This is a genomic window from Allomuricauda sp. M10, assembly GCF_020782875.1.
GTDB lineage: Bacteria > Bacteroidota > Bacteroidia > Flavobacteriales > Flavobacteriaceae > Flagellimonas.
The window spans coordinates 19,874-40,500 of record NZ_JAJGBN010000001.1; the positions used below are offsets into that span (position 1 = coordinate 19,874).

Sequence of the window (20,627 nt, forward strand, 5' to 3'; positions counted from 1 at the left end):
TTTAGATTACCCTATTAAAATTTTAATTCTTTTCCCAAAATATCCCTCAAACCCAAAAGTGCCCTACTCATTCTGCGTTCTACAGCCTTTACTCCAATTCCCGCGATCTCCGCGATTTCGGCATACGTTTTTTTCTCAACACGACTTAAGAGGTAAACTTCCCTTTCTTTTTGTGGGAGGGATGCAATGGCATTTTTCAGTTTTTCATGGAATTCGTCCAGCTCCATCAAATACTCTGGACTTTCATGATCAATGGAGTTGTTGGCTTGTTTTAAATGCTTCAACACAATTTTCTCGTGCTCCTTTTCATTGATGAAGGCATTGTTGGCGGCGCGGTACAAGTAAGCTTTCACCTTGGAGAAAGTAACGGTGGAACAAAGTTTCCAAAGCTTCACAAAAACATTCTGTACAATATCCTCGGCCTGTTGTAGGTCGCCACATTTATAATAAACGAACCGCGTCACCGCCTCGTAATGGGACCGGAAAATGTTCTCATATACTTTTTGCTCACAAATGGAAGGCTCTTGCTCTATCATGCTATGCTTGGGGCAAAAATTTTTGCGCTGGTCACAAAAATAATTAGAAAAAAATAGGGTGCGTTGCCATTTGCCTGTCTAACTAATAGAAAAAGAAATTTTATATCCTGATGATGCACAACAAAAGATGGATGGCGGCCTTGTTTTTGGGCTGCTTCCTAGCAATACAAAGCGTATCGGCACAAGAGTGGCAAACCAACCTGGGGAAGGCCCAGGAACTGGCCAAAAAGAATAACGAGAATATCATTTTGGTTTTTCAAGGGTCCGACTGGTGTGCTCCCTGCATTAAGTTGGAACGTGAGATCTGGAGCACCGAAGAATTTCAAAAATTGGCCAAGGATCATTTTGTAATGTTGAAGGCCGATTTCCCAAGAAAGAAACAGAACAAATTACCAGCTGCCCAAGAGGAGCACAACAAAACGTTGGCCTCTAAATACAACCCGAACGGATATTTCCCTTATGTGGTGGTGCTTGATGCCACTGGAAAAGTACTGGGGCAATCCGGGTACGAAAAGTCTTCACCCAAGGCCTATTTCAACAAGTTGAAATCATTTTAAGGGACAGTTATGTTGAAGTTGAAAAACATACTTTCCAGTGCAGTCCTGTTCCTGTTGGTAGTTGCGGCTTATCCAGGAAGTCCTAATAAAACACTATCGGATACCACCTCACAACTTCAGGTTTTCCAGCGCACCTTGAAATTGATGGGCAGCCGATTTGATCTCACCGTCGTAGCGGAAAATCAAGCAAAGGGAGATGAATATCTGGATATGGCCATTGCCGAGATTACCAGAATAGAGCGTTTGATTTCTTCCTGGGACCCCAATTCCCAAACCTCCATGATCAATAATAATGCGGGTGTAGCCCCAGTGAAGGTGGATCGTGAACTTTTTAATCTGATCGAAAGGGCGATCAAAATATCAAAATTGACCCAAGGTGCTTTTGACATCAGTTATGCCTCCATGGACAGGATATGGAAATTTGACGGTTCCGTGATGGAAATGCCATCCGAAGAAGCCATAAAACAGTCCGTTGCCAAAGTAGGCTATCAAAATATTGAAATGGATCCCGAGAACAGCACTGTTTTTTTGAAGAAGGAAGGAATGAAGATCGGTTTTGGGGCCATTGGAAAGGGATATGCAGCGGATATGGCCAAAGCGTTGCTGTTGAAAAATGGTGTGTTCTCGGGAATCATCAATGCATCGGGTGACTTGAATGCATGGGGCACCCAACCCGATGGTAAAGATTGGATGGTGGCCATCGTAAATCCCTTGAACAAGGAAAAAGTCTTTTCATGGTTGCCGGTGCGTGACCAAGCTGTGGTAACCTCAGGGAATTATGAAAAATTCATCATCCTGAACGGGGAACGCTATACTCACATCATCGACCCAAGAACCGGATATCCCAGTAAAGGGGTGCGAAGTGCCACCATTTTTACTAAAAATGCCGAACTCGCCGATGCCTTGGCCACTTCAATTTTTGTGATGGGAGTAGAAACCGGTGTGGATTTCGTGAACCAATTGAAAGGGGTGGAATGCATCATCGTGGATGATGATAATAAGATCATTACCTCGGATAATATAACCCTGAAAGGAATTGAAAATCAAAGCAAATAAATTGTTTATGAAGAAGATATTGATTGCCCTGTGCGCCATGACCAGTTTGTCATCTTGTGTGGTATTGCACGAGTATGAAAAGGTGGACATCAATGACCCCGATATGGTACTGGCCGATAAGAAATTCGTGAAGTTCGAAACCAATTACCAAGTATACCGTGAAGGGGCATCCGGTGGAAATGGAGGAAAGACAGGAGGTGGTTGTGGTTGCAATTAAGATGAACATATTCAGGTTGAGGTGGCTGTTGCTGCTCTGCCCACTATTGGGTATGGCCCAGCAGGAAAATGCCAATTCCTATAAAAAGAGGGTGTTGGAAACCACCGAGGTGGATATCCTTTCCAGTTATTATGAACAAACGGGTAACAACGCATCTGTAACTGGAGGTATCGGTACAGAAAAGCTTACCGACATAGCGCCTTCCATTGTGGTGAGCATTCCCTTGAATGCCGATGATGTTTTGAGTGTTGACGTGGGCATTTCTACCTATACCTCAGCTTCTTCCAGTAATTTGAATCCTTTTGACATTACCAAAACCAATGGAGGTGTGAGCGGTGCATCCACAGGAGGAGGAGGCAATGGTGGCGGTGACGACGATGGGGAGGACGATGACAATCCAAGTGGGTATTCTGGTGCCATCGGAAGTCCTTGGGTGGCATCGTCTGGGGCATCCCGCCAGGATACTTGGAGCAGTGTTTCTGTTGGGTATTCCCATAGTTCTGATGACCGAGATCAGATCGTAAACGGAAATGTTTCCTTTGCGGCGGAATTCGATTATATCTCCTTTGGTTTTGGGGGTGGTTACACCCGACTTTTCAATGAAAAGAATACCGAACTAAGCTTAAAGGGTAGTGTTTTCTTGGATACTTGGCTGCCCAGATATCCAACGGAATTGGATAGCTATTTGGAAGTCAATGGCAACTTGAATTCCGGGTTTTTTACTGGAGTCGATATTTGGGATCAAAATGGTAATCTTACGAGTAAGACCGGTTCCAATACCTGGCATCCGGTAGATGGTTTTAGCTTGATTTCGAATAAAAAACGGAACAGTTATGCTTTCTCGGTATCTTTTTCCCAAATACTAGGCAAGAATACCCAAATGTCCATTTTTGCGGATGTGGTCCGTCAAGAAGGCTGGCTTTCCAATCCCATGCAACGGGTTTACTTTGCGGATGTGCCCAATTATTTTATCGGGAATCCTGCCAGTATCCCATATTACACAACTTCCCAAAACACTGAGGTGTTTATGTTGGCGGACGATATGGAACGCTTGCCGGACAATAGGCTTAAATTTCCGGTCGGCATCCGTTTGAACCATTATTTCAATGAAATTCTGACGGTACGTACTTATTACCGTTACTATTTTGATGACTGGGGATTACAGGCACATACGGCCAGTGTGGAGCTGCCCATTAAGATTTCGCAAAATTTCACCCTCTATCCGTCATACCGATATTACAAGCAGAACCAGATAGATTATTTCGCACCGTTCGACACCCATTTGTCCACAGAGCAATACTATACCTCGGACTTTGACCTGTCCAAATATGATGCGCACCAATATGGGTTCGGTATTTCGTACACGGACATTTTCACCAAGTTCAAAACGTGGCGGTTCGGGTTAAAGAGTATTGATTTAAAGTATAACAACTACCAGCGGAGTACTGGCCTTAAGGCCAATTATTTCGGTGTTGGATTCAAATTTGAAATGGATTAAACCTAGGTCTTGAACCCCCAAGGCTCCTGCACATATTGATTGCATACATGAAAACGAGTTTAAAATTATTTCCTTCACGGTACACCTTGGTAAATGCCTTCGCGGTACTATTTATTACCTTGTCGTTTTTACTTCGATTGGCATTCATGATCATGGATTTCTCACAAACAGACCACTCCTTTATGGGGTTGTTGAAGGTGTTTTTTGTGGGACTGTTCTTTGATTTGGGCACGATATCCTTCTTCTATGTGGTGGCCACCCTTTATTTTTTGTTGATGCCCAAACGGTTTTATGGGACTTTGGTTGACCGAATCTTGGTTTACTTCGGATTTTCATTGGCCTTGCTGGTCATTTACTTTTCCTTTTTTGCTGAGATCACCTTTTGGGATGAGTTTCAAAGGCGGTTCAATTTTATTGCGGTGGATTATCTCATCTATACTTATGAGGTTTTCAAGAACATCAACGAATCCTATCCCTTGCCCATTTTGATCGGGGGAATGTTACTCTTGGTCGTGCTCACAGTTTGGATATTCAAACGAAAAGGATTTTTCCAAAGGACATTGAGTGCAAATGAAGGTTTTGCCCAAAAGTGGATTCCATTTGTCATTGCGGTTGCCCTGGTCTTGTTTTATGGCACTTCCATAGAGAACGATTTGGCCGAATCTTCGAGTAACCGATACAATAACGAATTGTCCAAAGCGGGGATCTATTCCTTCTTTGCTGCCTTCAGGAACAATGAACTCAGCTATACCGATTTTTATAAGACCATTCCAGAGAAGCAGGCCTTGGCCAATGTACAACATCAGGTAAGTGGTCCTTTGGACAGTCTGGTGAATCCCACCAAAAATATACTGAGACATGTAAAAGGTGGGGCAGAAAAACGTCCCAACGTGATCCTGATATGTGTGGAAAGCTTCAGTGCTAGCTATATGGGCATATTTGGAAATGAAAAGAACATTACTCCCAATTTGGATTCCCTTGCACAAGCTGAAACCTATTTTTCGAATCTTTATGCAACCGGAACCAGAACTGTGCGGGGTATGGAGGCCATTACCCTTAGTATTCCTCCAACGCCGGGTAGAAGCATTGTAAAACGCAAACACAACCAAAACCTGTTCACCATAGGTGAGGTATTTAGGAGCAAGGGCTATTCTCGTACCTTTTTTTACGGTGGAGATGGATATTTTGACAATATGGACAAGTTTTTCAGCGGCAATGGGTTCGATATTGTGGATCGTGGACGCGGATTCCTTCCTAACGGGGATATTGTGACTTCGAGGAAAAATATAGAGGATGATGAGGTGACTTTTGAAAATGCCTGGGGGGTTTGCGATGAGGATATTTTCAACAAAGTGATGAAAGAAGCAGACGCTGCGTCAGAACAAGGAAAACCGTTCTTTGATTTTATCATGACCACCTCCAATCATAAACCCTACACCTATCCGGAAGGTAAAATTGATATTCCTTCTGGTACTGGTAGGAGCGGTGCCGTCAAATACACCGATTTTGCCATTGGTCAATTCTTAAAGCAGGCAAAATCCAAATCGTGGTACAACAATACCGTTTTTGTAATCATGGCAGACCATTGTGCAAGCAGCGCCGGCCGATGGGAATTGGATGTGGACAATTATCACATCCCAGCGATCATTGTGAACTTGGAAGGAGGCAAAGGATATCAAATAGCACAACAATGTTCCCAAATCGATGTAATGCCGACTTTGTTTTCCCTTTTGGGATGGAACTATGAAAACAACTTCTTTGGACGGGATGTCTTCAGTATAAAACCCGATGAACAAAGAGCATTTGTGGGTAATTATAGAAAGTTGGGTCTTTTAAAATCCAATGAATTGATGGTTTTGGGAGACGGAAAAGTGGCCAATCAATACGTTTGGAATAAGCAAGATAATAGCCTTTCCAGTCAACCGACCAATGAAGCGTTTTTGACAGAGGCCATATCGTATTACCAATTGGCCGATTTTTTATACAACCATGGTGGTCTTGATTTAAAAGCAAATCCATGAACAAGGTCCATTTTATAGTAAATCCGATTGCAGGAAAAGGAGCAGCCGCATTTGATGAGGCCTCACTCTTCAGATATTTTGGGCCCGATCAATACAAACTAACGGTAAAAACATCCAACTATTCGGGGCACGCCACCATTTTGGCCAAAGAATCGGTTGGCGAAGGGGCAGAAATTGTAGTGGCCTGCGGGGGAGATGGTACCATAAATGAAGTGGCATCCTGTTTGGTTCACACTAAGGTATTGTTGGGAATCATTCCCATGGGTTCTGGAAATGGATTGGCCGAAAGTCTTGAAATTTCACGCAATATTAAAAGGGCCGTTGAAATCATCAAAAGCGGCAAAACCAATAGAATTGATGTGGCCATGGTAAACGGCAAGCCGTTTTTCAGCAATATGGGCATTGGGTTCGATGCCACGGTAATTTCCAACTATAATGCATCACAAAACCGAAGGTTTTGGGCCTATCTGAAGGCGGTGTTAAAATCCATCAAGGATTATAAATACAATGAAAAGATCAAAGTGGAAATGAACGGGCAGAGTTTCAAGACCCGACCTTTTATGTTTTTCATTTCCAACTCAAAAGTAATGGGTTATGATATTTCACTGACCCGAATGGCCTCGCTCCAAGATGGCTTGTTGGATGTGGTCATCATCGATGATTTGAGCAAAATGCAAATGTTGTTTTTGGGTTTGATCATCCTGCTGCGGTTGGACCAACACGTAAAGAAAATACAATATTACAAGGTCAAGAACTTAAAATTGGCCTTTGAGGACAAGCAAAGTGAACATTTAATGCAAGCGGATGGGGAGCTCCACAATTTGGTGGACAGGGAAATCTTTGTCAACGTAGAGGAAAGGGCTCTCCATGTTTTGTGCCCATAGAAGATGATGGTTTATTGGTTTTGAGTTTAAGTTGTTCATATGGGTGTTCAAGTTGGTTTTGATTGACTGAACTTGACGCAGGCCTCTGGGAAACTGGAGGCTTTTTTGTTTTATAGGAAAAGGAGCACATATTATCGATATGTTTTTTGGACTTTGGCAGAATAGTATTATGTTGCCGAGGTTAAAATAGCGCATGAAAAAAATTTACATTTCAACCTTACTGGGCTTGTTCCATTTCTTTGTTTCGGCCCAAACAGAATTCATTACGACCTGGAAAACTGACAATCCGGGTACTTCCAACGACAATCAGATAACCATCCCGACATTCCCAGGTGAGACCTATGACTTTACAGTAGATTGGGGCGATGGTACTTCCGATACCAATGTAACTGGTGATATCACCCATACCTATTTGGTTGCAGGCGTGTATACGGTTTCGATTACCGGAATGTATCCCCAAAGTTATTTTGCCCCGTTGGAAACTATTGAGGATGATGCCGAAAAACTTTTGACCATTGAGCAATGGGGTTCTCAGCAATGGAAATCGATGTGGAGTGCCTTTGCGAGTTGTAAAAACCTGGATGTTGTTGCAACGGATGTTCCCAATTTAAGTTTGGTGGAAAATGCAGGGGAAATGTTCCGGTTTTGTTCCTCTCTTATTGGTAATTCAAGTTTTGAAAACTGGGATTTGAGTAATGTAAAGGCCACCTTTAATATGTTTGATGGCGCCACTTTGTTCAATCAAGACATTGGTAATTGGGATATGGGCAATAATGTGAATACCCAGACTATGTTCCAGAATGCGGAAGCCTTCAATCAAGATATTAGTGGATGGAACGTTGAAAAAGTGACTGCAATGCTTTTGATGTTTTCAGGTGCCACAAGTTTTGATCAACCCCTTGGCGATTGGGACGTGAGCAATGTTACTACTATGATAGATATGTTCCAAGGCGCAAGTCTATCACAAAGTAACTATGACCAAACATTAAATGGATGGGCCAGTCTCCCCAGTTTACAAAACGGGGTGCAGTTCAACGCCGGAAACAGCACTTATTGTAATGGGGAAATTTCTAGGAACAAATTGATCAAAGAACATGGTTGGACCATATCTGATAGTGGCAAGGATTGTCCGTTTGTCACCACATGGAAAACAGACAACCCTGGGTTTTCAGCCAGTAACCAAATATTACTTCAAACATATTTTGGCGAATCCTATAATTATACGGTGGATTGGGGGGATGGATCTTCAGACACCAATGTAACGGGAGATATTACCCATACCTATGCCGTTCCGGGGATTTATCAGGTCTCCATCTCTGGCGATTTCCCAAGAATTAGTTCTGGAGAAGACAAGGATAAACTTTTAAGGGTTGATCAGTGGGGGAGCATAGTGTGGACCAGTATGGAATACGCATTTGCAAGATGTTCAAATTTGGCCATCGCCGCGAATGACGTGCCCAACTTATCCAATGTTACCAGCCTTGCAGGTATGTTCTTTTATAGCAATTATGCTTTCGATAATACGGGGACCCGGGAGTATGCCAACTTAAATGGCAATGAAAATTTCAATGCATGGGATGTGAGTACCATAACGGACATGGCAAACATGTTTGACAAATCCTCTTTCAATCAAGATATCTCATCATGGGATGTAAGCCAGGTGCAGAACATGTCGTTTATGTTTTATAGTGCTTCATTTAATAACCCAATAGGAAGTTGGGACGTGAGTAATGTGGAGAATATGGAAGGCCTTTTCGGCAGCAGTATGTTCAATCAGGATATCTCCAATTGGGATGTAGGAAGTGTAGCCAATCTCAACCTGATATTCAACAGTACCTATTTTAACCATGATATTTCGGGTTGGAATGTTGAAAATGTCGTTAGTATGCATCATGCATTTAGCCAAGGACATTTTGATCAAGATTTGAGTTCGTGGGATGTGTCCAATGTAACGGATATGTCCAATGCATTTGATGATTCCGATCTTTCCAGAGAAAATTATGATGCCATTTTAGCTGCTTGGGCACAACTCCCTGGCTTAAAAAATGGTGTTGTTCTGGGAGCCAATGATGCGGTGTACTGTTTGTCCGAAGTGGACAGGAACTCTTTGATCAATGACCATGGTTGGATTATAAACGACTATGGGAAAGATTGTGATCCTGAAGAGCCATTTATCACCACATGGAAAACCGATAATCCTGGTCCGTCGAACGATAATCAGATTACCATACCCACAAACGACAGGGAAATTTATGATTATCGGGTGGATTGGGGTGATGGTTCTTTTGATGAGGGTGTTACAGGGGATATTACCCATACCTATGCGCAACCTGGGGTCTATCAGGTATCCATTACCGGAAAATTTCCACGGATCTATTTTAATGGATCTGCAGTAAGTTATGAATTCGCTCCTAAAAACTCGGACGATCTAAAATTGCTTTCTGTGGATCAATGGGGGTCCAACCGCTGGAAGACCATGTCCTTTGCTTTTGCAGGTTGTGAAAATATGAATATGAAGGCTACGGATATTCCTGATTTTTCTCGTGGTATAAGTATGAATGGGATGTTTTTGGAATGTTCTTCATTAATTGGAAATGAAAGCATTTCCAATTGGGATACACAAGGGATAACCTCAATGTTTTTAATGTTCAAGGATGCCATAAATTTTAATATTCCCATTGGAACATGGGATATGTCTGGAATGCGATATATGGATTGGGCCTTTGAAAATGCAACTTCTTTCGACCAAGATTTGAGTGGTTGGGATGTTTCGAATGTAGACCTAATGATGGACATCTTCAAAGGTTCAGGTTTGTCCAATGCCAATTACAACAACATTTTAATTGGTTGGAGCCAATTACCCTCTTTAAAGAATGGAGTGCAATTGGGCGCACCGGATAATTATTACTGTAGTGCGGCAGAAGCACGTCAACTTTTGATCTATACCTATAGCTGGGTCATCAATGATGCAGGGCCCAATGGAGAATGTAATTTCGTAACAACCTGGAAAACGGATAATCCAGGGACTTCTGCGGACAATCAAATAACCATCCCAACTTTTCCCGGTGAAACGTATGACTACACTGTGGATTGGGGAGATGGAAATTCCAACACCAATGTAACAGGGGATATTATCCATACCTATGCCACTCCAGGAACGTATCAAGTTTCCATTTCCGGTAGTTTTCCGCGCATATTTTTTGTGGATGGGGATAAGGATTTTGAAAAATTGATCGCTGTCAACAATTGGGGAAATATACCTTGGACTTCTATGGCAGGAGCATTTGCAGGGTGTGCCAATCTTGATGTTTTGGCAACCGATTCCCCTGATCTTTCTAACGTGCAAAGCATGCAATCCATGTTTATGGGGTGTTCTAATTTGGTTGGCAATGCAGGTTTTGCTTCCTGGGATGTTGGGAATGTTACGGATATGTTCGGTGTTTTTATGAATGCTCCCCTTTTTAACCAAAACATCGGAAGTTGGAATGTTGCAAGCGTCACAGATATGGGAGCCATGTTTTTGGAAGCTACTTCTTTTAACCAGGATATTTCCTCTTGGGATGTATCCAATGTTGTCCGAATGGTCAATATGTTCAGTGGTGCTGGCTCGTTCAACCAAAATATTGGTGGATGGGATGTCTCCAGCGTTGATGATATGGCCTATATGTTTAGGGCGGCCAACAGTTTTGACCAGAACATTGGGAGTTGGAACGTCTCCAGTGTTCAAAGAATGGAAGGAATGTTTATGGCAAATAAAGCATTCAATCAAGATATAAGCAGTTGGGATGTTTACAATGTTACTGGTATGGGGGTCATGTTTCTTGGTGCAGAACTGTTTAACCAGGATATATCGGCATGGGATGTTTCCAATGTAACCGATATGGACAGCATGTTTCAAGAGGCACTATCCTTTGATCAAAATCTGGGAGGTTGGAATGTTTCCAATGTTACCAATATGAGTTGGATGTTCTGGAATGTTCCCATGTCCACAAATAACTACGATGCCATTTTGAAAGGATGGAGCAGTCTTCCAAACCTGCAAAGTAATGTTGAATTTAATGCTAATCTAAGTCAATATTGTAGCGCCAGTGCTGATCGTCAATTTATTATTGATACGTACGGTTGGACGATCACCGATGCCGGTGCCAATACAGAATGCTTGTTTGTGACTACTTGGAAAACGGATAATCCAGGGGCTACAAGCAGCGATAGGATTAGAATACCCACTTATGAATATGAAACCTATAACTATACGGTGGATTGGGGTGATGGTACAATGGATACCGGAGTAACAGGTGATATTACCCATCAATATGCAATACCTGGAACGTATACGGTAATGATTAGTGGGGATTTTCCAAGAATTTATTTTAATGATTTTGATGGAAATACCCAGGATTCAGATAAAATTCTCTCCGTGGATAATTGGGGGGATATTAAATGGATTTCGATGGATAATGCATTTACGCATTGTTCCAATCTAGATATTTTGGCAACGGATGTACCAAACCTTGCCGACGTAACCTCATTGTTGGCCATGTTCAGGTTTTGTGAGTCATTGGTTGGAAATGATAGCTTTGTTGATTGGAAAGTAGGGTCAATCACCCATTTTTCCAACATGTTCGACGGAGCATCAAAATTCAACCAAGATATAAGTTCGTGGAATGTTTCCAAGGCTGTTTATACAGATTATATGTTTTCTGACGCAAAAGAATTTAATATCGATATTTCTAACTGGGACATTTCAAGTTTAAAATACATGTGGGGCATGTTTTCAGGGGCCAGTTCGTTTAATCAACCTATCGGGAAATGGAAGGTTCATAACATTGATTCCATGCAAGCATTGTTTGCTGGTGCAAGTGCATTCAATCAAGATATTTCTTCTTGGGACGTGAGTAATGTGCTAAATATGGTAGCCATGTTTTCCGGGGCAAGTTCGTTCAATCAAGACATCAGTAATTGGAATGTTGGAAATGTTACCAATATGAACGTCATGTTTGCTAATACCGAGTCGTTTAACCAACCTATTGGTAAGTGGAATGTGAGCTCTGTAGAGGATTTGCGGGGAATGTTTGATGGAGCCATTTCCTTTAACCAACCGCTAAACGAATGGGATGTTCCAAATGTTACAGAATGTTATACAATGTTTGCAAATGCGACATCATTTAATCAACCGTTGAGTAACTGGGACCTTTCAAAAGTCACAGATATGAGAGGCATGTTTGCTAATGCTACTTCTTTCAATCAAGACCTTTCCGATTGGAACATGTCCAATGTCACATCAATAGGAGGAATGTTCAATGGGGCCACTTCTTTTAATCAAAGTCTTGGGGCGTGGGATGTCAGTAATGTGATAAATATGGATTATCTCCTATCCAGAACGGCGATTACTTTAGAAAATTATGATGACACATTGATTGGATGGGGCAATTTGGATTCCTTCCAAAATAATGTCACCTTAAATGCAGGAGGAGTTCAATATTGCGAAAGTACCGAAGTACGACAAAACCTAATTGATAACTATGGTTGGGTAATAACGGATGGGGGACAGGTTCCTCTGTGTGGCCAGGACAACGATGCTGATGGCGTTCTAGACCATATGGACCTTTGTTTAAATTCCCAACCTGGGGTGGTAGTGGATGAATACGGTTGTGAGATACTTCCGGTTGATGCCATTAAAGTATATGCACTTACCCCATCGTGCAATGGTAGCTCTGATGGGAAGATTGTGTTTTTAATGGACACAAAGGAACTTTTGTTCAATATTTCCATTGTGGGCGAATCCTATTCAAATCAATACAATAACATGAGTGGGGATGAATTTAGGATCAACAATCTTTCGGCAGGATTGTACACGATTACGGTGTCCATCCCAGAGATTCTATTTGAGCAGGTCTACGGGGTAACTGTAAATGATCTGGAATCTTTGACAGGTAAAAGAACGGGTATGGATCCCAAAGAGGGAACCGTTGTTTATGAAGTTTCGGGAAGTAAAAATTATCAGGTCAATATAAATGGTGAAAAACGGAGTTACACTTTTAATAGCACCGGACAGCAGACTATTGCTCTTGAAAACTTGTATGGACAAACCCAAATAACCATTTCGGGAGAAAGTGATTGTCAAGGAACCATTGCGGATAGCTTCTTCATTGGGGATACTATCCAAGTGTATCCTACCATAACGGCTTCAAATGTAAATTTCCTTACAGGGGAGAGCAGTTTAAAAGTAAATGTTTTTGGACTCGATGGAAGGTTGGTGAAACAGCTCTTCTATGACCAACAGCAAAAAATGTTGGATGTTTCAACACTAAAGTCTGGAGTCTATATACTGCAACTGGAAATGAGTGGTAGAATGGAAACCGTAAAGATTGTAAAGCGATGAAAAAAATAAAATCAATAACCGGAATTCTATATTTTGCAATCCTTGCCCTAATGGTTGCTTGTGGTGGCGGAGGCGGGGGCGAGCAACCTGCCCCAGAGCCTGAACCAAATGGTGATTTACCTGTTAAAAGTATCGGAACTCTACCCGTCAATGGTGAACCTTGTTCCGATTATGAAGAGGTAACGTCAGATGCTTCCAAAGTTTCCATTACATTCAAATGGAATGCCGCGCAGTATACCCAAAGTTATGAGCTAACGATTTTGGAAGGTACTACTGAAGTAAGCAACGGGAGTTATACTGTTTTGGAGGCTAAGGTTCAGCTAGACCGAGGAAAGACCTACACATGGTATCTGACATCGGTGAATGATGATGGGCAGACTAAGGGCGACACCTATTCCTTTACTACACCAGGAACTCCCATTGGCAATTATGCACCTTACGCCGCACAAATTACTATCGGATTTGATACCGGAACCATGGAAATGTCCGTAAACTGGATTGGGGGCGATGAGGATGCCGATGTGTTGACGTATGACGTGAAAGTTTGGGAAAATGATATTATTCTAATGGAAGAAGTGGATTATACCTCGGATTCATTACCGCTTATTTCATTTATCAGTGGCGAGAGCTACACTGTAGAAGTGGTTTCCAAGGATTCTTCAGGTAATTATTCAGTTTCAACTGTTAGCGAAACAGCTCCGGAATAGGAACAATAGAAAGGGTATAATTTTACCATTTCGAAATATAGATTGCAGAAAAGGATTTAAATTTGCGGCATGATTGCCACAATTTGCAGAAAAGCCCATTTTAATGCCGCTCATAGGCTCCATAATCCCCATTGGAGCAAGGAAAAGAACTTGGAAGTTTTTGGGAAATGCAACAGCCCAAGCTACCACGGTCATAATTTTGATCTGGAAGTCAGGATTAGGGGAACTGTGGACCCGGATACCGGTTTTGTGATGGATCTGGCCGAGTTGGGCATTTTGATCCGTGATGAGATCGAGGAACGTTTCGATCATAAAAACCTAAACGAGGATTGTCCTGAGTTCAAGGATCTGTTGCCGACTACCGAATATTTCGTAAAGGTCATCTACGATATTTTGAAACCCAAACTGGCCGATGGTCAATTGCTTCATATTACTTTGCACGAAACCTCAAAAAATTCGGCAGAGTATGGGGATTGGTAATATTTTCCGATATTGCACCGCTTTTTAATGGGATATTAGCTCAGTTGGTTTAGAGCGCTGCCTTGACAGGGCAGAGGTCACTGGTTCGAATCCAGTATATCCCACTTCATTTGATTTCCCTACAAATTTTCCAAAACCCTCTCCAAAGCCATTCCACGCGATCCTTTGATTAAAAGGGTTCCTTTTTTTATGGGTTGATGTGTCAAAAATTCCTTGAAGTCGACAAAACTTTTAAACTTTTGGAAGGAAGTGTTGGTGTTGTAAAAGTTTTCGCCCACCAAATACACCTGTTCAAAATTTAATTGTTGTACCAGGTCGGTAATTCCTTGATGTTCCACTGCCGCCGTTGGACCCAGTTCGAACATGTCACCGATAACCACAATCTTGTTTTCAGCATCCATGGCATCAAAGTTTTCCAAGGCCGCCTTCATACTGGTGGGATTGGCATTGTAGGCATCCAAGATGATCTTGTAGCCATTTTTCTCCATGATTTGGGAGCGGTTGTTCTTGGGTTGATATTCTTCAATGGCCGTTTTTATGTCTTCCAAAGGCACATTGAAATATTTTCCCATCAGAATGGCGGCACAACAGTTCGTGAAATTGTACTTGCCAATCAGTTGGGATTTGATTCTGATGCCCTCCACTTCCAAAACAACATAAGGATTCGCCTCAACAAAAGCAATGTTGTAATAGGTGCTATCCGATGTGCTGAACCCCATTTTTTTGGTATACGTTGCCAGTTTTTCCCTTTGGATGGGATCATCGGCATTCATAAAAACGTAATTACCGTTTGAGGTAAGGTAGTCATAAAGCTCACTTTTCCCTTGTATCACGCCTTCAACCCCTCCGAAACCTTCCAAATGGGCCTTTCCAAAGTTGGTGATGTATCCGAAATTGGGTTGGGCAATCTGGCACAAATGGGCAATTTCTCCTTTGTGGTTGGCACCCATTTCCACAATGGCCATTTCAGTATCTTTCTTAATGGACAAAAGGGTCAAGGGCACCCCAATATGGTTGTTCAGGTTGCCTTGTGTGGCAATGGTCCTGTATTTTTTTGATATTACTGCATTGATCAACTCCTTGGTTGTGGTCTTGCCATTACTGCCTGTCAAAGAAATGACCTTGGCGTTGTTGTGGTTTCTATGGTAGGTGGATAATTGTTGAAGGGCTTCCAACACATCGTTCACCAAAATGGTTCTGTCAGAAGTTTTATGCTCTTCTTCATCTATGATAGCATAGGCAGCCCCTTTTTCAAGGGCATCCTTCGCAAAGGCATTACCATTGAAGTTGGGTCCTTTGAGGGCAAAGAACATACAGTTTTCCTCAATTTTCCGGGTGTCGGTGCAAATGATGGGATGCTCTAAAAATAGGGCATGAAGCTTTTCCATTGTCATAAATCGAAGATAAAAAAAAGCCCCGACCTTTGGTCGGAGCTTTTAAAAATATGCTCACAGTTCTTATTTGGCTTTTTTGTGCCTAACTGTTTTGTTCTTGATTTTGGATTTGGAACCTACCCTAGACATGGCGCATCTGAATCCGACGTCGTCCGTGGCCATATATTGGGGCATGTACCTTCTTTGTGCAGGATCCAACCAGTAGGCCCTATCTCTCCAGGAACCACCTTTGTAAACCCTTACCTCGTCATTGATCAATGAGGTCCTGTAGTTAGAGGTGTCGTATTTGCGAACCAGTTTTCCTGTTGAATCACGCTCAGCTTTGAACTGTGGTGAATCGTACATTTTTCTGTTGTCTTCTTCATCGCTGAAACGATCGAAGAATCTTGATGATCCTGGGTCACCATCCCTATAACCACGGTTGTCACTTTGGTCAAAGTTGGTCCTTAGGTAGGTTTCTTCTTCACCAACTGGGACTTCTTTGATTTCACCAGGAAGGTTCATGGCAACCACTTTACCGTTTGGCAAGGTGTCATAAACGATCTGGTCGGTCAATATTTCTACTTTACCATCTTCACCAATGGCTTTCTTCATGAAAACGTTACCACGGTAGTAGTTAAAGTCACTGATCTCATCGTCAACAATGGGGCGATATACATCGGCTACCCACTCGCTTACGTTACCGGCCATATCGTATAGACCGAAATCGTTTGGTTTGTAGGATTTAACCTCAGCGGTAATGTCGGCACCGTCATCAGACCATTCGGCAATACCGCCGTAGTCACCTTTACCTTGTTTAAAGTTGGCCAACTGATCACCACGTCCCACACGTTGTCCGTTACGGGTGTAGTCACCTTCCCATGGATATTTTTTTCTACCTCTGTAGTTGTTGTACTCTCTGGAGCCAACCAAAGCGTTGGCAGCATATTCCCATTCTGTTTCGGTAGGAAGCCTGTACTCTGGCATGATTACACCGCTACTTCTTTTGGCAAATACGTTTACAGAGTCACGTTTTTGCTTTCCTTGCAACGAGTCGATCTCGCCACCATATACGGAATTAGGATTGTTCAAATAGGCCTCGGTGCTAAAAGTACCACCAACTTCCCCGTTCAATACTTTGTATTTGGTATCATCGGCCAAAAAGCCTTCCCTTTCCAACATGGCTTCGTTCACCCTATCCGTTCTCCATTCGGCATATTGGGTAGCCTGTACCCAGTTCACACCCACAACAGGATATTCTGCATAGGCTGGGTGCCTTAGGTAGTTGTTGGTCATGGTTTCGTTGAAGCCCAATCGGTTTCTCCATACCAAGGTATCCGGTAGGGCACCGGTATAGATGTTGGTGTAATTTGGGTTTTCTGGTGGGTACACTTCTTTAAGATAATCCAGGTATTCCAAGTACATTACATTGGTTACCTCGGTTTCATCCATGTAGAAGGACTGCACGTGTTGTTGCGTAGGTGTGTTGTTCCAATCGTGCATAATGTCATCTTGGACCTTACCTTTGGTAAAGGTTCCACCTTCAACAAATACGGTTCCAGGAGGAGTTTCCTGCTCCTTGAAGTCGGAATTGTATTGGAACCCTCCTTCTTTGGCGTTGATTTTCCAACCTGTGGCTCTGGAGACGTCCTTGGAAGATGAAGAGTTTTTACAACTTGAAAAACTTCCCATCACAATAGCGCAAGAAAGGACAACTTTGATAAAGTGTTTTTTCATAATTTGGGCTTGAGTACTTTAATACTTAGGGTTTTATACCCTTGGTAACTTCAACTTGTTTAGATTTTTTAATCCTTCAATGGCATTAAAACGACGTTTTTGCCATTATATTTTGTGGTCATCAAATAATTCTGGCCATTTCCACTTTGGCATTGGCTACACTTTTCTAACGGAGATGATAGGGAATTAGTATGAAGGCCTTACTTTTTAACGGTACTTTGCCTTATTCAAGAGGGCTAATGTTATATATAGGTATACTTACATCGAAAAAAGAACAAAAAATATGAAGCCTATCACAAGAATTTGTACAATTGACCGTTTACAGGTAATACATCCAAATGTATTTTGGAACGTGAACTTTACTAAACGCTAAAAACTTCGAATGAAAAAGTTACTCATTTTGGTAGTGTTTCTTATCGTGGCCCCAAGGATAAGTGCACAGCAAGAAAGAGCGATCACCACAGCCGTACCCTTTTTGACCATTGCTGCCGATGCAAGGGCATCCGGTATGGGCGATATGGGTGTTGCCACTTCCTTTGATGCCTATTCCCAGCAATGGAACCCGGCAAAGTATGCTTTTGCCACCCAGAAAATGGGTGTAGGAGTGAGCTATACACCTTATTTGGAAACCATTGTTAACGATGTTTCCCTTTTGAACGCCACTTTTTACAACAAACTCAACGATCGTAGTGCTTTTGCCTTTGGCCTTCGTTATTTTGGTCTTGGGGAAATAGAGTTAAGACAAACGATCGATCAAGAAGCAACTTTGGTAAAACCCAATGAATTTGCTTTGGATGGTTCCTACTCCCTTAAATTAAGCCAAAGCTTTTCCATGGCCGTTGGGGGTAGATTCATAAGTTCCAATTTGAGATTTCAGGATGGGACGCAGGATTCACAAGCGGCCAATTCGTTTGCAGTGGATGTGGCCGGTTTTTACCGATCACCTGAAATTGCCTATAGTAATTTTGATGGTCGTTGGAGATTGGGATTCAATATCTCCAATATAGGGGGGTCTATACAATATGATGAAGGCGGACAGAAAAATTTTTTGCCTACCAATTTGAAAGTAGGTACCGGGTTCGATTTTATTTTCGATCAAGACAATGTACTGGCGATCAATACCGAGTTCAATAAATTATTGGTTCCTACTCCGAGGGATTTTAACGGGGACGGTGAAATTACCGCCGAGGACAACGACGAATATCAGAACATCAGTTTCTTCAGTGGTATCTTCGAGTCTTTTGGCGATGCTCCTGATGGTTTCAGTGAAGAATTGAAAGAGATCACTTGGGCCTTGGGAACCGAATACCGTTTTAGGGAAGCCTTCATGTTGCGTGGGGGTTACTTTAACGAAAGTGCCGAAAAAGGTGCCCGTAAGTATTTTACCATGGGTGCAGGTTTCAAGTTTAAATCGGCCCAAATAGACTTATCTTATCTTTTCTCTACCTCACAGGTTAAAAATCCTTTGGAAAACACCTTGCGTTTTTCTTTGACCTTCAATTTTGGGGAAGAATTTTTGAACGACTGATCATCCAATAAATAAATAGACGAAGACCTGTCCCCATGGACAGGTTTTCTTATTTTTGGGTAATACCTAATATCGAATGGAAAAAAAGCGGATCGGGTTTGATCTTCTCGTTTTTGAGGACGAAGGGGAGTTGTCACAAAATGATCAAAAATTGTTAAGCGCTGCCGTGGCGGCCCGCAAAAATGCCTATGCACCTTATTCCCGTTTCAAGGTGGGGGCGGCCGCATTACTTGAAAACGGCGAAGTTGTTATCGGCAACAATCAAGAGAATGCTTCCTATCCATCCGGACTTTGCGCCGAGCGCGTGGCAGTATTTCAGGCGGGGGCTCGTTTTCCGGGTGTTGCCATTGTTTCCGTAGCGATCAGTGCGGCTTCCGAGGACCATGTAACGGATATGCCAGCAGCACCTTGTGGCAATTGCAGGCAGGCTATCATGGAGTATGAGCACAAACAGCAATCGCCCATTTCTATCCTAATGAAAGCGGAAAAAGGACCCATTTTTAAGTGCAATGCCATGGAGGAAATTTTGCCTTTGGCATTCAATAGCTCATTTTTGGGCGATTCTTAAATCAATTCTTTTTCCAAAACAGATATATATGTATTTTTGCTCTTCCCCAGTACAGGGAAATTTCAATTAATACTACCGTTGATGAAAAAAATCACCAAAGAAGTTTACTTAAAATGGTATGAGGACATGTTGTTCTGGAGAAAGTTCGAGGACAAATTGGCCGCCGTATATATTCAACAAAAAGTCAGGGGGTTTCTACACCTGTACAATGGACAGGAGGCGGTTTTGGCTGGCTCACTGCATGCCATGGACCTGACCAAGGACCGTATGATCACTGCCTATCGTAACCACGTTCAACCCATTGGTATGGGTGTGGATCCAAGAAGGGTAATGGCCGAGCTTTATGGAAAGGTTACCGGAACTTCTAGGGGTATGGGTGGTTCCATGCACATTTTCTCCAAGGAACACCGTTTTTATGGTGGACACGGTATTGTAGGAGGACAGATTCCTTTGGGAACAGGTTTGGCATTTGGAGATAAATACTTCAAAAGGGATTCCGTAACCCTTTGTTATATGGGTGACGGTGCTGTAAGACAAGGAGCCCTTCACGAATCGTTCAACTTGGCCATGTTGTGGCAATTGCCAGTGGTCTTCATTTGTGAGAACAACGGGTATGCCATGGGAACTTCAGTTGCCCGTACCGCCCACACAACAGATATCTGGAAATTGGGCTTGGGTTATGAAATGCCTTGTGGTCCTGTGGATGGAATGGATCCTGCCGCTGTAGCCAAGGAAGTGGACAAAGCAGTGGAAAGGGCACGTACCGGAGGCGGACCAACTTTCTTGGAGATGAAGACGTACCGTTACCGCGGTCACTCCATGTCCGATGCGCAACATTACCGTACCAAGGAAGAAGTTGAGGAATACAAAAAAATAGATCCCATCACTCAAGTGAAGGACATCATCTTTGAAAAAGGATATGCTACCGAGGATGAGATCAAGGATATAGATCAAAAGGTAAAGGATTTGGTCGACGAATGCGAAAAATTTGCGGAAGAGTCAGATTTTCCACCGATCGAGCAATTGTACGACGTTGTTTACGAACAGGAGAACTATCCATTTTTACCACATAAATTATAATTA

Annotated in this window: 15 protein-coding genes and 1 tRNA gene; 13 read left to right on the forward strand and 3 right to left on the reverse strand. The window is 42.5% G+C overall.

What is annotated here, in order from left to right:
• Positions 1 to 14: 14 nt before the first annotated feature.
• Positions 15 to 536 carry an RNA polymerase sigma factor gene (locus tag LKX84_RS00120; RefSeq protein ID WP_228234834.1) on the reverse strand — a complete coding sequence of 174 codons (522 nt, stop codon included), beginning with the start codon at positions 534 to 536 and terminating at the stop codon, positions 15 to 17.
• A 110-nt stretch (positions 537 to 646) separates the two neighbouring features.
• On the opposite strand from LKX84_RS00120, the gene LKX84_RS00125 reads away from it, so the two are divergent.
• The 10 genes from LKX84_RS00125 (at position 647) to LKX84_RS00170 (ending at position 14,442) form a co-directional block, all read left to right on the forward strand.
• Complete coding sequence (locus tag LKX84_RS00125) at positions 647 to 1,093, forward strand: thioredoxin family protein (protein WP_317206445.1); 447 nt, start codon at positions 647 to 649, stop codon at positions 1,091 to 1,093.
• Positions 1,094 to 1,102: 9 nt separating this feature from the next.
• Positions 1,103 to 2,149 carry an FAD:protein FMN transferase gene (locus tag LKX84_RS00130; RefSeq protein ID WP_410548856.1) on the forward strand — a complete coding sequence of 349 codons (1,047 nt, stop codon included), beginning with the start codon at positions 1,103 to 1,105 and terminating at the stop codon, positions 2,147 to 2,149.
• Positions 2,150 to 2,156: 7 nt separating this feature from the next.
• The gene (locus LKX84_RS00135; RefSeq protein WP_228234836.1) at positions 2,157 to 2,366 is read left to right on the forward strand and encodes a DUF4266 domain-containing protein; all 210 of its coding nucleotides are present in this window, start codon (positions 2,157 to 2,159) and stop codon (positions 2,364 to 2,366) included.
• Between the two features lies 1 nt (position 2,367).
• Positions 2,368 to 3,864 (forward strand): DUF3570 domain-containing protein, encoded by a 1,497-nt coding sequence (locus LKX84_RS00140; protein WP_228234838.1) that lies wholly within the window; start codon positions 2,368 to 2,370, stop codon positions 3,862 to 3,864.
• Positions 3,865 to 3,911: 47 nt separating this feature from the next.
• Positions 3,912 to 5,885, forward strand: a complete 1,974-nt coding sequence (locus LKX84_RS00145) for an LTA synthase family protein (RefSeq protein ID WP_228234840.1) — start codon at positions 3,912 to 3,914, stop codon at positions 5,883 to 5,885.
• Positions 5,882 to 6,769, forward strand: coding sequence for a diacylglycerol/lipid kinase family protein (locus LKX84_RS00150; RefSeq protein WP_228234841.1), 888 nt, complete (start codon positions 5,882 to 5,884; stop codon positions 6,767 to 6,769). The genes LKX84_RS00145 and LKX84_RS00150 overlap by 4 nt, the downstream gene beginning before the upstream one ends.
• Positions 6,770 to 6,962: 193 nt before the next feature.
• On the forward strand, positions 6,963 to 13,151 hold the full coding sequence (locus LKX84_RS00155) for a BspA family leucine-rich repeat surface protein (protein WP_228234842.1): 6,189 nt from the start codon (positions 6,963 to 6,965) through the stop codon (positions 13,149 to 13,151).
• Positions 13,148 to 13,858 (forward strand): hypothetical protein, encoded by a 711-nt coding sequence (locus tag LKX84_RS00160; RefSeq protein WP_228234843.1) that lies wholly within the window; start codon positions 13,148 to 13,150, stop codon positions 13,856 to 13,858. The genes LKX84_RS00155 and LKX84_RS00160 overlap by 4 nt, the downstream gene beginning before the upstream one ends.
• A 69-nt stretch (positions 13,859 to 13,927) precedes the next feature.
• The gene (locus LKX84_RS00165) at positions 13,928 to 14,338 is read left to right on the forward strand and encodes a 6-carboxytetrahydropterin synthase (protein WP_228234844.1); all 411 of its coding nucleotides are present in this window, start codon (positions 13,928 to 13,930) and stop codon (positions 14,336 to 14,338) included.
• Between the two features lie 29 nt (positions 14,339 to 14,367).
• Positions 14,368 to 14,442: transfer RNA gene (locus tag LKX84_RS00170), tRNA-Val, on the forward strand.
• 15 nt (positions 14,443 to 14,457) lie between these two features.
• Here the strand turns inward: LKX84_RS00170 and LKX84_RS00175 are convergent.
• Together LKX84_RS00175 and gldJ are read right to left on the reverse strand one after the other, a co-directional pair.
• The gene (locus tag LKX84_RS00175) at positions 14,458 to 15,732 is read right to left on the reverse strand and encodes a UDP-N-acetylmuramoyl-tripeptide--D-alanyl-D-alanine ligase (protein ID WP_228234845.1); all 1,275 of its coding nucleotides are present in this window, start codon (positions 15,730 to 15,732) and stop codon (positions 14,458 to 14,460) included.
• A gap of 63 nt (positions 15,733 to 15,795) precedes the next feature.
• Entirely contained in the window at positions 15,796 to 17,448 is a 1,653-nt protein-coding gene (gene gldJ, locus LKX84_RS00180) for a gliding motility lipoprotein GldJ (protein WP_228234846.1), read from the reverse strand.
• 382 nt (positions 17,449 to 17,830) lie between these two features.
• Between gldJ and porV the strand changes: the two genes are divergently transcribed.
• From porV to pdhA, 3 genes are all read left to right on the forward strand, one after another.
• The gene (gene porV / locus LKX84_RS00185) at positions 17,831 to 18,976 is read left to right on the forward strand and encodes a type IX secretion system outer membrane channel protein PorV (RefSeq protein WP_228234847.1); all 1,146 of its coding nucleotides are present in this window, start codon (positions 17,831 to 17,833) and stop codon (positions 18,974 to 18,976) included.
• 76 nt (positions 18,977 to 19,052) lie between these two features.
• Positions 19,053 to 19,544 (forward strand): cytidine deaminase, encoded by a 492-nt coding sequence (gene cdd, locus LKX84_RS00190; RefSeq protein ID WP_228234849.1) that lies wholly within the window; start codon positions 19,053 to 19,055, stop codon positions 19,542 to 19,544.
• 81 nt (positions 19,545 to 19,625) lie between these two features.
• The gene (gene pdhA / locus LKX84_RS00195) at positions 19,626 to 20,624 is read left to right on the forward strand and encodes a pyruvate dehydrogenase (acetyl-transferring) E1 component subunit alpha (protein WP_228234851.1); all 999 of its coding nucleotides are present in this window, start codon (positions 19,626 to 19,628) and stop codon (positions 20,622 to 20,624) included.
• Positions 20,625 to 20,627: the final 3 nt, after the last annotated feature.